The sequence below is a fragment of the Rhizobium sp. FKY42 genome, assembly GCF_005222835.1.
Lineage (GTDB): Bacteria > Pseudomonadota > Alphaproteobacteria > Rhizobiales > Rhizobiaceae > Neorhizobium.
The window spans coordinates 176842-190175 of sequence record NZ_STGA01000002.1 but is presented as its reverse complement, the minus strand read 5'-3'; the positions used below and the strand labels follow the sequence as shown (position 1 = coordinate 190175).

Here is a 13334-nt window from a genome sequence, read left to right as displayed (position 1 = left end):
GATCCGAACCAGACGTCCGGCATATTCAGATTGCGGATGATCAACTGATCGTCGTACGACCGCCAAGAACTTCGGCCACCCAGTCGGCGATGTAGGCGCCCGCATTGGCAGAATTGTCGAAGCTGGAATGCTGCACGCCGCCTGTGCGCTCATCAAAGATCTTCAGTTCGCGCCTCGGACTGTTGATCAACTGGTCATAGGTGGCATGAGCCCATTGCAGCGGAATCTGGCTGTCCTTTTCGCCATGTGTGACGAGGAAGGGCACACGGATGCGATCCAGAACGCCGTCAAGGTGGACCTTCTCCGCGATCTGCATGAAATCGTCCATGTCCTTGGCACCCCAGACCCACATGACGTGGCTCCAGTAGTGCGGCACGGGGAAATTGCCTTCGCGCGCAAGGCGCTTCTTCTGCACATCGCGCCAGTCGTGATTGGCACCCCAGACCACGCCGCAGGCAAAACGCGGCTCAAACGCAACCGCACGCGGGCAATAGTATCCGCCGAGGGAAACACCTTCCATGCCAATGCGCTTCGCATCGACCTCAGGCTGGGTTTCCAGCCAGTCCACCACTCGGCTTGCCCAGTGCTCGCTGTCAAAGCGCGCGGTCATATTGTGCAGGCGCAAGGCTTCGCCTGTGCCGGGCTGATCCACGATCAGCGATGCGACACCACGTTTCGCCAGCCATGCGGGCAGGCCCACCAGAAACTTCATTTCCTTGGTGCTGTCCAGGCCGTTGACCTGAACGAGCAGCGGAGCGGCGCCATCGACGCCTTCGGCAGGCACATAGAGAGCGGAAAGGTGCTTGCCTTCATAAGGGATCTCCACGCGTCGACAGGTGGAGCCAGAGAGCTTCAGCCCCTTCTCAAAGGCTGCGAGAAAGCGTTGATAGAGTGCTGCGCGCCCTTCCGAACCGTGGGCCAGAAGCCGCTCAGCGGTCAACATATAGTTTGCAGCGCGAATAAGCTTGTCGCCGGCGGAAATCAGTCGGCCGCGGGCTTCATCTTCATCTGCCAGCGAAGCGAGCTTGTCCGCCATCTTGATCCAGGTTTCGCGAAAGGCCTGCGTACCGGCCGCGTCTGGAGCCTTCGCGGCCTCCTGCAGCGGAGCGCACATCTCCTCGATCTCACCCATCCGCGCACCCATCTCGATCGACAGGTTGACCGAGAGGTTCCAGACGTAGTTGGTCGGAAAATACTTGAACATTGGGTCTCCTCGAACTCGCCCGTTCAGGCGAACTTATCGGCGGGAGGCCCGTCCAGCCGCACAGTGTCAGGCATGCGGCGACGACAATTCCTCCCGCCGTCACGTGTAACTGCAAATATACTGTTTACAAAATTGCTTCGGTGAATGATGTGTATTTACGTTGTAAATGCTTCGGGGAGGCTTGAATGCGATTCAAAAACCTTGATCTGAACCTTCTGGTCGCGCTTGATACGCTGATTCAGGTCCGCAATGTCAGCCGAGCCGCAGAGGAGATGTTCATCACCCAGTCGGCCATGAGCAATGCTCTCGGGCGTCTGCGCGATTACTTTGATGATCCGTTGTTGATCCAGGTCGGACGAACAATGGAGCTTTCGCCGCTTGCGGTTTCACTCGCGCAGCCATTGCGCGATATCATCGTGAGGATCGAGGCAGCCGTCGTTTCAACGCCTTCCTTCGTGCCGGCTGAAACGACCCGCAGCATGAACCTCATCGTCTCCGATTACACCCTCAGTACCATCATGCCGTCCTTTCTGGGTCTGATTTCAAGGCTTGCGCCCCAGATGCAGATCCACTTCAAGCCGCAACAGAATTATCCGCATCTGCTTCTGGAGCGCGGCGAAGCCGACCTTCTCATTGCACCCACCATCTTCTGTTCCTCCACACATCCGTCTGAAGTGCTTCTTGAGGATGAGTTGGTTTGCCTTGTCGCGACTGATGGACCCTTTGCGAAAACTGGCCTGACAAAGAGCGATTTTCAGAAAGTTGGGCAGATCGTCATGCAGCCGCCGAACGGTGGTGAGAGCTTTGCGCAGCGGGTATGCAATGAAGCAGGTATCAAGATCTGTGCCGAAATATCGACGTATTCCTTTGCTTCTCTACCCTTGCTGATCGCGGGATCGGCACGGTTTGCCATTGTGCAGCAGCGATTGGGTAGAAGCTTTGCCAGCATGGGTGCAGTGAAGGTTGTGCCTTCGCCAATCCCGTTGCCGCGACTGCAACAGTCCATGCAATGGCACAGCTATCGTACGCGAGACCCAGCATTGAGCTGGCTTCGAGAGCAGATCCATAAGGCTGTGGAATTGGGTGGCTCTGCTGCCCCTTGAACCGGGGGATGCATTAGGTATGTTTGGTATTTATCATGAAAATACCAAGCATCACAAACGGCGATTTTACAAATATCAACAATGAAATTAGCTAGGTTCAAGGGTTGGCCGCGTACTGGTTCGATACGGCATGCGGGCAGGGGACGACGTTAGCTAGATATTGAGCGCCTGATACTATTGCAGGCGCTGAATTGTCGGAATGAACAATAGAATTTCTATTCCAGCGTTTGGTAGTATTACCATGCACTGGCGACGGTTATCTATTGTCTGGTTGATTATTCCTCTGCTCATCGAAAGCATGTCCGGTTGTTCCCTGTGTATGGCAGGCATTGCAGCGCGTGGCCATCCAACGTTTTGTTGAGGAGGAATGGAATGAGCAATAGGCAGATCTTCAAGCGTCTTGCATTGGCCGCACTGGTTTCGTGTTCGGCAATCGGTACGGTGGAGGCAGCAGAAAACGGCAACACGCAATATGCTCCGGGTTCGCCGCAGTTCTTCGCCGGTGGAATTCCACCATTTCCGGGTCTCTATTTCCTGTCCCAGACCAGCTACTATACGTCCGATCGCAACAATGATGCGAACGGCAACCAGATGCCGATCAACTTCAAGGTCAATGCGCTGGCCGAAACGATGCGGTTTCTCTACGTCAGTGACCTGAAGGTTGCAGGTGGTGATGTCTGGGCGCAGTTGGTCGTGCCGATGGTTCATCTGGATCTGACGCTTCCAATCGGCAACGACAAATCTTTCGCACTGGCAGATATGACCGCTACTGTCGGCGTGGCCTGGCACGTAGACCGTAACAATACATTCCTCATCGGTCTCGATATCGCCATGCCAACCGGAGGCTACGACAAGGCAGATTTTGCCAATGTCGGCTTGAACCACTGGTCGTTCCAGCCAGCGATCGGTTACCATTATCTCGATCCGCAGGGACTTGAAGTCGGTGCAACCGCCCGCCTGATTTTCAATACCGAGAATACCAGCACCGACTATAAGACCGGTACAGAATTCGTTCTAGACTATGCTGTCGGCTGGAATTTCGACAAGTGGCGTCTGGGCGCTGTCGGCTACTATCTGCAGCAACTGACAGACGATAAGGGGCCACGCGTAGCTGCCGACGGTCATCGCGGCAAGGGTTTCGCGATTGGTCCATCGATCACCTACAAGTTCAATCCCGGCCTGGAGATCAGCGCGTCCTGGCAGCATGATCTCGTTGCGGAAAACAAGTCGCAGGGTGATACGGTCTGGTTCAACTTCGCAACGAAGTTCTGATTTTCTCGACAGGCCCGGTTGACATGGTCCGGGCCTGTATTCGTCTTGAGCCGATCTCAGGACACCCGTATGGTCCTTGCCTTGCCTTGCCTTGCCTTGCCTTGGTTTGGTTTGGACGAGCCAGCTTTGCAATTGTCAAGAAATGGCTGCTGGGATAACGGGCTGTGTCTCTCCCGCTTTTTTGTCCGCCCTCCTGATCATCCAGTGCATGATCACATACTGGTCAGGCGGTGACCCCGCCAGAGACTGGGGCCGAGAGTGACAATGAAGCGTCAAAGCTTGCGGGGAAAGAACAAGGAAGACAAGCTGCTGCGTATCAAGATGCCGCTTTCGACCTCTTCCTATCCAAAGGCTTCGACGATACCACAACGCGCGAGATTGCGGCACGTGCCGGCGTCGGCACAGTCTTCGTCTACGCCGAGACCAAGAGAGACTTGCTGTTTCTCATCGTCAACGATGGACTCGAACGATGCATCGAAGATTCGTGCCCCGGATCAGCGTCGATAACTCTCTGCTGACCAATCTCCTGATAATCCTCCGGCTGCATTATCACTATTTCGCCGAAAACCCCGCAGTGTTGCGAGCGGCGTTGCGCACGCCGTGGCGCCAAACGGTGGCCGACACATGAAAGTAGATCTTGCTGCGCTCCCCATCACACCGATGGAGTTCGCAGACTGTGCCCCGGTCTGCCTGCTCGCGGGGGCCAGGATGATCCACCTTCATGTGCGGGATGGTCAGGACAAACATTGCCTCGACGTGCAATGCTGCAGGGCCGCACTGGATGCGGTGCGGGCACGTGTCGGTGATCGACTGATCATTCAGGTCACGACGGAGATGCCTACTATCAGGCCTACGGTTTCTTTTTCCTAGGCCGTTTTCCATGTCCTAACCATCCCGCGAAGGAAGAGGCCTACCGCCTGGAGCTGGCGGCCTACGACAAATTCGGGGCGCTTTTCGAGCTCCCTATCGTGCCCGTGACCGTGCCATTCGAAGCCGAAGGGGCCTTGTTGAACGAAATCCGTTTCTACCTGTGCAAACCCTTGGGCGTGGAAAAGCCACCGGTCCTGATTATGTGGAGCGGTGGCGTCCACTACATGTTCCAGCCGGAATGGGTGGAGGGCTCCCGCTATCCAGATAGCTATCTGATGGAACTGGTGGAAACCCGAAGCTGTATGCTCGGCGCGAACATCGACGCCGAATACATCGAGGGTTTTCGGGTCCTGTCGCTGCTTGATCAGGAGCTGCTGTCAAAGCCTTGCGCGCCGCATTTGCTGGTCAATGGCAAACACCGCAAGTCATACGCCGGTGATTATGAATGCCCTATCGAGCATTGGTTGAAGGCGAAGCGTCGCGTCTTTGCCGGCAATCAGGCTTTCGGCGGATACTTGCTGCAGGAAGCACTGAAGGCTGATTTCGATCCGAGCTTTTCCATAGAAATGGTGCTGGATCATGGCTCGTTGACGCCGCTGGAGCTTGCCGGGTTCGATCCGGATTTGCCCATCGTGCCAATCCTGTTCAACTGCGTGCAGCCACCCATACCAACCATGCGTCGCTACTACCAGTTCGGCAAGTTTCTTGGCGATGCCATTCGCCGTTACGACGGAGTGAAGCGCGTTGCAATCCTCGCCACTGGTGGCATCAGCCATGATATCGCAACGCCTCGAATGGGGATGGTCAACCGGGAATTCGACGAAAACCTGCTACAGCTCCTGGAAGCGGGCGATCCGGATGCGGTGTTAAACTATGCCACCGAGCAGGTGCATACCGCCGGAAATGGCGCCGAAGAAATCCGCATGTGGATTGCGGCGATGGGTGCCCCCAATGGCTTGCCATTCCGCCGCGCTTACGACCGTGCGGTCAATGACTGGTACACGGGTATCGGTACGGTCACTTCGGCCAAAGCGAATTGGCAGCTTCGGTGAGCAACCATGGCTGATCGTCGTAAGGCTCTCGTCATCGGCGGAGGTGTTGCCGGCATGTCTGCGGCCATCTCGCTTCGCGAAGCAGGGCTTGAAGTTCACGTTTGCGATCAGGACCCGCATTGGCGGGTCTACGGGGCTGGCATAACAATCACCTCTTGAAAATTGTCGTGACTGTGCCGCAAGTCTCACCATGCCGGTCAATGTAGCTGTCGGAGAGTTCGACGAGGCGACGCCACCACAAGCTGCAAAGGCCTTGGCCGACGCCATTGTCGGTGCGCGTTTTCAGATCACTGAGTGAGCTGCGCATATCCCGCTTTTTGAGCGGGCAGAAGCTGTGAATGCGATCTTGCGCGGTTCGGTCAAGCGAGCCTGAGCCGCAGACTTTCACCGCGGGCTGGTGTCCTGTCCGGTCCGCACATTGATGAATGCATGGTCATCGGGAGGGAAACAAATGACCGACAACATTGTCGCTGCCGCGGCCGACCAAAAGCCACCTGGCGTTCTGGACGCATCAAACCGTCCTGCGATTGGCGCAACCTTTGCTGCTACCGTGGGTCTTGTCTTCGGGCCCAGCACATTCCTGCTTTTCGTCTTCGGGGTGTTTGTCGAGCCTTTGTCAAAGACCTTTGGATGGTCGAAGCCTTCCATTCTTTTTGCAACGACCATTGTCTCACTGGTGATCATGGTCGTGTCTCCCCTGCAGGGCTATCTCATCGATCGGTTTCGGCGCGATTGCCAATGGCGGCATTGGCCTTGGTGCCGCCATGCTGCCGCCCATCTCACTTACATTATCCTGAACGGTTCGGTGCAATGGGCCTATGTCAATCTGGATGTGATCGTTTTGCTGATCGCGCTGCCGATCAAATTATGCGACTGCAAAACTGGCTGTCAGAAACGACGGATCGGACAAGGCTCAGATCGGTATGCTGAGCAACGGCTGAATAAGCGGATTGGGAAAGCGCCGTTTGATGGTCACGGCATAGAAAGATTCAACCATTCCGGGCAGTGCATCAAATTCCACGAGCGTGCCCGCCTCCAGTTCGCCCTTGACGACAATCGGCGGCAGTACGGCAAGGCCTGCTCCCTCGCGCGCAAGAAGTCGCATCATTGCCATATCGTCCACTTCGGCGGCGATTTGCGGCGTGATGCCAAGCCGTGCAACAAGTGCCTCGAACTGGGCGCGGACGCCACTTTCGAGCGTCGGTAATATGACGGGATGTGTTTCCAGTAGATCCGCCAGACCTGCACCCGGATGCCCGTAGGAAGGTTTTCCAATCAGGCCGATACGCTGCTGGTATACATGTTGCGCAATAAATGGCGTGACGGAATCGGCCATTGGCGCCTGGTTCAGAAGCACGATATCGAGGTTCAGCGTCTCCAGCGCGCGCAAGAGTTCTGCGGTACTTCCCGAACGCAGGATCATGTCAACATCCGTGCGTCCAAGGATAGGGCGAAGGAATTCGATCTGGAAGTTGCGAGACAGCGTCGCCAGTGCACCGATGCGGATAGCCCGGCGATTTCTACCGGTTTCTTTCAAAGTCTCGATCAGTTCTTCGCCAGCGGCGAAAATGGTGTCGGCACGGTCAAGCGCGATGCGTCCTGCCTCGGTCAGATAGAGTTGTCGCCCCCGCCGCTCGAACAGCGCATGCCCGAGCCGTTCCTCCAACTGCTTGATTTGAATTGATAATGCCGACTGGGAAAGGTTCAGGCGCTGTGCTGTACGCGTCAAGTTGCCGTCATGTGCGACAGCGCGGAAATAGCGAAGATGGTGATAGTTCAATTCGGACATAGTTCTATTTTATAGAACGTTTTTGAAGAAACAATGTATTTTTATTGCGATCACGGGCCTGATAACTCCTCTGTGAACAGCCCCTGTGACTCCCAGACAGGGGCCAAGATCGGAGAAATGCCATGATCCATGCAATACCGCTTCTCGCACCTCTGCTTTTAGCTGGTGCATCCTGGTATGCCTTCCGGTCGCCCGGCCTTCGTCCACGCCGCGCCATTCGTCTTGCCGAGCTTGCCGCTATCGCCGCCATTCTGGTTGGGGTGCTGTCAGGGCTTGTGCTTTACGCTTATGGTGCCGGAACCAGTCCGGCGATCGGTTACGGCTATGTTGCGCTGGCAAGCAGGCTCGATTTCGTCAGCCTGGTCATGCTGCTGCTTGTCTCCTACATTGGCTGGGTGGTGCTGCGCTATGCCGGCACCTTTCTCGATGGCGAGGAAAGACAAGGAGCCTTTACCGGCTGGATGACGGCAACGCTCGCGGCAGTCCTTCTGCTCGTCCAGTCAGGCACGCTTTTGCAGTTGGTCCTGGGTTGGGTCGGAACGAGCCTGTTGCTGCACCGGCTTCTGCTTTTCTATCCGCATCGGATCGCGGCCCGTCGCGCGGCGCGCAAGAAATTCATCGTTTCGCGAATCGGCGATGGCGCGCTGATCGGCGCGGTCATCCTGTTCGCAATTTCCTTTGGGACCGGTGACATAGCTGCCATCCTCGCTGCCGCGCGGGAAGGCGAAGGCCTGCCATTGACCCTGGCCGGCGCTACGCTGCTTGCCCTGGCGGCACTGTTGAAGTCCGCCCAATTTCCCACGCATGGCTGGCTGACGGAAGTGATGGAAACGCCCACGCCTGTCTCCGCTCTCCTGCATGCTGGTGTCGTCAACGCAGGTGGCTTCCTCTTGATCCGGTTTGCGGATGTCATGCTACAGGCGCCAATTGTACTGGCGGTTCTGGTCATGGTTGGCGGCTTCACGGCGCTCTTCGGCAGTCTGGTCATGCTCACCCAGTCGGCGGTCAAGACATCGCTCGCCTGGTCTACGGTCGCGCAGATGGGTTTCATGATCCTGCAATGTGGCCTGGCTCTCTTCCCGATCGCCCTCCTACACATTGTCGCCCATTCGCTTTACAAGGCCCATGCTTTCCTCGGGTCAGGCTCGGCGGTCGAAACGGTTGCCTCCATCCGTCGGCCAGGGCCGGTGGCTATCCCAAATGCCAAGGCGGTTGGCCGCGCCTTCGTACTGGCGCTTGCCATCTATGCGGTGATTGGCGTGCTCTTCGGCTTTGCCGACAAGCCGCCGCAGGCACTGGCACTTGGCGCAATCCTCATCTTCGGCGTCGCCTATCTCATCGCACAAGGTTTGGCCGATGCCGCCCCTTGGGCGCTCACCTGGCGCACGTCGCTGTATTCCATGTCGGCAGCCACGGCTTACTTCGCCCTTCAGCGGATCTCCGACAAGATGATGCATGGCACGCTGCCTGCAACCCCACAGCCCGGTCCGCTCGAATGGACCCTGATGCTGCTCGCCGTCGTCACCTTCGCCGTTGTGGCCGTGGCACAGTCGCTGTTTCCGCTCTGGGCCTATCATCCGGCAGCGGCGGGTCTGCGTGTACACCTCGCCAACGGCCTCTATGTGAATGCCATTTTCGATCGCCTGCTCGGCGGCTGGACGCTGTCCCGCCCTGCTTCCGCAACGCCTGCTGCCATCAAGGAATGAACCGATGACCGAAACGACAATCGACACGCTGCATGGTGAAGCGCTTGCTAAGGCAGCAGATCAGGCTGTCCGCTCCATCCCCCCGGCTTGGCCCCTGACGGCGACCGTTGCCGTCAATCCTTTCCTCGGGCAGATCAGCGAAACCTTCGAACAGACCTCTGCGCGGCTTTCGCGCATTGGCGGGGTGCGGCTTGCGCTACCGCGTGCCCATTATGCCGAAAAGGTGAGCAAGGGGGAGATCACAGACGAAGATCTCACCGCGGCTCTGCAATCCAGTGCTGCCGCCCAGGGGCTAGATCTGGTGGGGCTCAAGTCGGCGCTGACAACGGAACCCGCGCCCGTTGCACCACTGCCTACCATTGCCGATCTTGCCGCGCAGGCAACGGGCAAGGATTGGCCGGGTCTCGTGAGTGAGCGGATCGGTGCCTTCGCGGCCGGTTTCTTCGATCAGGGTCAGGCGCTCTGGGCCGCGTCGCGGCGCAATGGTCTCTATGCCGCCTGGCGCGCCTTTGCGACCCATGACCTGACGCCGGAGATCCTTGGTCTGAAAGGCTTCAGCATTCATGTCGATGAAACGCCGGAAACGCCGCAGGGTGCAATTGAGCGTGCAGCTGTCTCTCTCGGCCTTGGGCCTGAACCGGGAACCTATTTCCATCAACTGCTGCTGACGCTGGGTGGCTGGGCGCAATATGCCCGCCACATACACTTCAAGGCAGAGGTCGAAGGTCGCACGGATACGACGGCGCTAGAACTGCTGGCGATCCGGCTCGTTTACGAAGAGGCACTTTACGCGCGGCACAAGCCATCCATCGAAGGACAATGGCAGCGGGTGCGCCGCATTCATGCCGAGCCGGTCTCCGTTGAACGGGAGACCGTGATCGATGGCGTCCTGCAGCTTGCCGCAGAGCGCGCTGCGCAACGGCGGCTTGCTGCCACGCTAGCCGCAACGTCAGCCGCGAAGGTTGTGGAGCTGCGGCCCATGCTTCAGGCGGCCTTCTGCATCGATGTGCGCTCGGAGGTCTTCCGTCGTTCGCTCGAAAGCCTCGATCCCGCAATCCGCACGTTGGGCTTTGCCGGCTTCTTCGGGCTTGGCGCAAGTCACAAGGGTTTTGCGTCTGATGTGTCCGAGCACCGGCTGCCGGTCCTGCTCAAGCCGTCCGTCTTCACTTGCAGCGCGGTCGATCACGATGAGGAAGCCGATCGGCAGGCACGGTTTGGCGCCCGCGCCGTGCGTGCCTGGGGCCGTTTCAAGCTGGCTGCCGTCTCATCCTTCGCCTTTGTCGAAGCCATGGGGCCAGTCTATGCCGGCAAGCTCCTGCGCGATGGTCTGGGCTTCGGCAAAGGCCAAGGGCCGGATAAGGCAAAGCCCCGTTTCGCAGCGGATCTTGATCTCGATACGCGGGCGGTCTTTGCTGAAACGGTGCTGAAGGCCATGTCCTTGACCGAGGGCTTCGCACGCTATGTGCTGATTTCCGGCCACGGCGCCAATGTGGTCAACAATCCCTATGCCAGTGCGCTGCATTGCGGCGCCTGCGGCGGCTATGCGGGGGATGTCAATGCACGCCTCCTCGCCGATCTGCTGAATGACGCAGAGGTTCGCCGGAAGCTCGTCGATAAGGGCATCGCCATCCCGGCCGACACCGTCTTCATCGGCGGTCTGCATGACACGACGACCGATAGCGTTACGCTGTTCGAGGAGGATCTGGGTCACGATGTCCGGGCCGAGGATCTGGTACGGATCCGGCAGTGGCTGAGGCAAGCTGGCGGGTTGACGCGGGCAGAGCGGGCGCGGCGTCTTCCACGGGCAACTGCCGAAAACGTCATGGCACGCGCAAAGGACTGGTCCGAAGTTCGGCCTGAACTCGGGCTGGCCGGGTGCCGCGCCTTCATTGCCGCACCTCGGTCGCGGACAGCGGGCCGGTCGCTGGAGGGGCAGGCTTTCCTGCATGATTATGTCTGGAGCAGGGACGAAGGCTTCAAGGTGCTTGAGCTTATCCTCACGGCCCCGGTCGTCGTGGCCAGCTGGATCAGTCTCCAGTATTTCGGTTCCTCGGTCGCCCCCTCGTTGTTTGGTGCCGGAAACAAGCTGCTGCACAATGTCGTCGGCGGGATCGGGGTCGTTGAGGGCAATGGCGGCAATCTGCGTGCTGGCCTTCCCTGGCAGTCGGTGCATGATGGCGAAGGTTTTGTGCACGAACCACTGCGGCTGACGGTTGCTGTCGAAGCGCCCAAGGAAGCGATTTCAGACATCCTGCGGCGCCATCCTCAGGTCCGTGCTCTTTTCGACAATGGCTGGCTTTCCCTCTTTGCCATAGACGATCAGGGTCAGCTCGGCTGGCGCTATGAGAAGGATGGGATCTGGAAACTGGCGCAGGTTGACAGCCATTCGGAACGACGGCGGGTCGGTTGAGGTCAATTCTGAAGGATCAAGGGGCTTGCCGCTGCCGATACATCTTGCAAAGGTCGCCTCAATGATCGGAAAGGATTAACCTGATGTTCACCGCATGCACGTGGCTCAACGAACCGAAGGTGTGGTCTCTTGCTGGAGAAACGCTTCACGTAACGACCGACCATAACAGTGATTTCTGGCGACAGACGCACTATGGCTTCACGCGTGACAGTGGGCATTTTTTCGGTGCCACATGCGAGGGCAGCTTTTCCGCCTCATTGCGCGTAAAAGCTCGCTACCAGTCTCTTTATGACCAGGCAGGAATTATGGTCCGCATAGATGAGGCGTGTTGGATCAAAGCCGGCATCGAATGGACAGATGGAGCAGCGTGTATCGGTAGCGTCTTGACTGTCGAGCAGTCTGACTGGTCGACAGCAGTCTACGCCGGAGACGCCACGGACATACATCTGCGTGTGACCGTCGATGCAGGTGTGTTGAAACTTCAGATGTCTGACGATGGGTCTCGCTGGCAGTTGATGCGTCTGTGCCCATTTCCACTTGCTCGATCGTACACAGTTGGCCCCATGTGTTGCACGCCGGAGCGAGAAGGGCTGGAAGTGAATTTTTCGGAGTTTCGTGTCGGCCCGCCGCTCGGCAAGGATCTCCACGATTTGACCTGATGAGGATTGCAGTCAGTCCTACTTCATGTCCTGTCAGAGAGATCATAACGAAGCAGATGCTTTCCTGCTTTGTGGACACTCGAACGTTTAGGGAATGGCATCGCCGAGGCAACGGGAGGGCAGTCGCCCTCCGCCACTTCAATCAATCATCTGTTCAGACCGCTTTTTTCAAATCCATGGACTTCGGGTCGTAGGCGCGGCCAAAGCGATTAGTGAGCACATCCTCGAGCGAAATTTCCTCCTGGCGCACGAAGCCTCGCTGAGGAAGCCTGTCATTCGTCAGCAGATCCAGGACGGTCGTTATACCGGCAGCGGTCGTGATCTGGATTGCACTCATTCTCTTTCCGGCCACGACGCCAGCATAAACCTTATTAGCATAGCTCTCTTGGAGATATCTCCCGTCCTTCCAGCCGCAGACAGTCACGAAGATCACCACCACATCCTGCATTGTGGCAGGCAGCGCGTTCTCGAAAAGATCCTTCAGAACATCGCGTCGATTTTTCAAGTTGAGGTCGTTTAGAAGTGCCTTGATGATCGCCTGGTGGCCGGGATACCGTATCGTCCGATAATTCATCGTACGTACGCGACCCTCCAGACTCTTGGCGAGTGTACCGAGGCCACCGGATGTATTGAAGGCTTCGTAGGTCACGCCATCCAGCGAAAACTCTTCACGCTCTTCCATGGCTGGAACCATGACGAATTTGCCCTCGACGATCGCTTCGCAGGGTTCGATGTATTCGTTGATCAGCCCATCCGTGCTCCAGGTAAGATTGTAGTTGAGCGCATTCGACGGATATTGCGGCAGCGCACCAACGCGCATGCGTACGCTATCCAGGCTGTCGAAATTCTTCGTAAGGTCGTTTGCGACGATGGAGATGAAACCCGGCGCGAGCCCGCATTGCGGTATGAATGCGACGTTGGCGCCTTGCGCCAGTTGCTCCACCCGTTTCGTCGTGGCGACGTCTTCGGTAAGGTCGAGATAGTGAACGCCGCTCACTTTGGCAGCCTCGGCAATCAAGCCTGTGAGATTGAAAGGAGCGGCAGAGAGCACGGCGAACTTGCCCGTAAGGGCCTCGGTCAATTCCGCCCGGTCCGAGATGTCGAGCCTGATCGTGGTAATCGCGGGATGCTTGTCCAGGTTCGCCAGTTGCTGTTCGTTGCGATCTGCCACCGTGACCAGATAGTCTCCTGTGGATGCCAGCATGATCGCGATGGCTCCACCGATCTTGCCGCCACCAATAACAATTATGTTTTTCACGAGCGCCCCCT

General features: G+C 57.7%; 10 protein-coding genes. 7 read left to right on the top strand and 3 right to left on the bottom strand.

Annotation, left to right across the window (positions count from 1 at the left end; genetic code table 11):
- Positions 1-40: 40 nt before the first annotated feature.
- Positions 41-1204 (bottom strand): prolyl oligopeptidase family serine peptidase, encoded by a 1164-nt coding sequence (locus E8M78_RS00960; RefSeq protein ID WP_137133265.1) that lies wholly within the window; start codon positions 1202-1204, stop codon positions 41-43.
- Between the two features lie 185 nt (positions 1205-1389).
- Between E8M78_RS00960 and E8M78_RS00955 the strand changes: the two genes are divergently transcribed.
- The 4 genes from E8M78_RS00955 to E8M78_RS00930 all read left to right on the top strand — a co-directional run bounded on the left by E8M78_RS00955 (position 1390) and on the right by E8M78_RS00930 (position 5660).
- Positions 1390-2307: a LysR family transcriptional regulator gene (locus E8M78_RS00955; RefSeq protein WP_137133264.1), complete on the top strand. Its 918-nt coding sequence runs from the start codon at positions 1390-1392 to the stop codon at positions 2305-2307.
- A 372-nt stretch (positions 2308-2679) separates the two neighbouring features.
- Complete coding sequence (locus E8M78_RS00950) at positions 2680-3579, top strand: transporter (RefSeq protein WP_137133263.1); 900 nt, start codon at positions 2680-2682, stop codon at positions 3577-3579.
- A 968-nt stretch (positions 3580-4547) separates the two neighbouring features.
- Positions 4548-5501 carry a hypothetical protein gene (locus E8M78_RS00935; protein WP_246658171.1) on the top strand — a complete coding sequence of 318 codons (954 nt, stop codon included), beginning with the start codon at positions 4548-4550 and terminating at the stop codon, positions 5499-5501.
- A gap of 6 nt (positions 5502-5507) precedes the next feature.
- A complete protein-coding gene (locus E8M78_RS00930) occupies positions 5508-5660 on the top strand; it encodes an FAD-dependent oxidoreductase (protein WP_137133260.1) in 153 nt (50 codons plus the stop codon).
- A gap of 754 nt (positions 5661-6414) precedes the next feature.
- Here E8M78_RS00930 and E8M78_RS00925 read toward each other — a convergent pair.
- Entirely contained in the window at positions 6415-7290 is an 876-nt protein-coding gene (locus tag E8M78_RS00925; RefSeq protein ID WP_137133259.1) for a LysR family transcriptional regulator, read from the bottom strand.
- Positions 7291-7412: 122 nt separating this feature from the next.
- On the opposite strand from E8M78_RS00925, the gene E8M78_RS00920 reads away from it, so the two are divergent.
- The 3 genes from E8M78_RS00920 (at position 7413) to E8M78_RS00910 (ending at position 12065) form a co-directional block, all read left to right on the top strand.
- Positions 7413-8996: a proton-conducting transporter membrane subunit gene (locus tag E8M78_RS00920; protein ID WP_137133258.1), complete on the top strand. Its 1584-nt coding sequence runs from the start codon at positions 7413-7415 to the stop codon at positions 8994-8996.
- 4 nt (positions 8997-9000) lie between these two features.
- Positions 9001-11406, top strand: coding sequence for a DUF2309 domain-containing protein (locus E8M78_RS00915; protein WP_137133257.1), 2406 nt, complete (start codon positions 9001-9003; stop codon positions 11404-11406).
- 83 nt (positions 11407-11489) lie between these two features.
- Positions 11490-12065 (top strand): DUF1349 domain-containing protein, encoded by a 576-nt coding sequence (locus tag E8M78_RS00910; protein ID WP_137133256.1) that lies wholly within the window; start codon positions 11490-11492, stop codon positions 12063-12065.
- A gap of 154 nt (positions 12066-12219) precedes the next feature.
- On the opposite strand, the gene E8M78_RS00905 is transcribed toward E8M78_RS00910, so the two are convergent.
- A complete protein-coding gene (locus tag E8M78_RS00905) occupies positions 12220-13323 on the bottom strand; it encodes a saccharopine dehydrogenase family protein (RefSeq protein ID WP_137133255.1) in 1104 nt (367 codons plus the stop codon).
- Between the last annotated feature and the right edge of the window lie 11 nt (positions 13324-13334).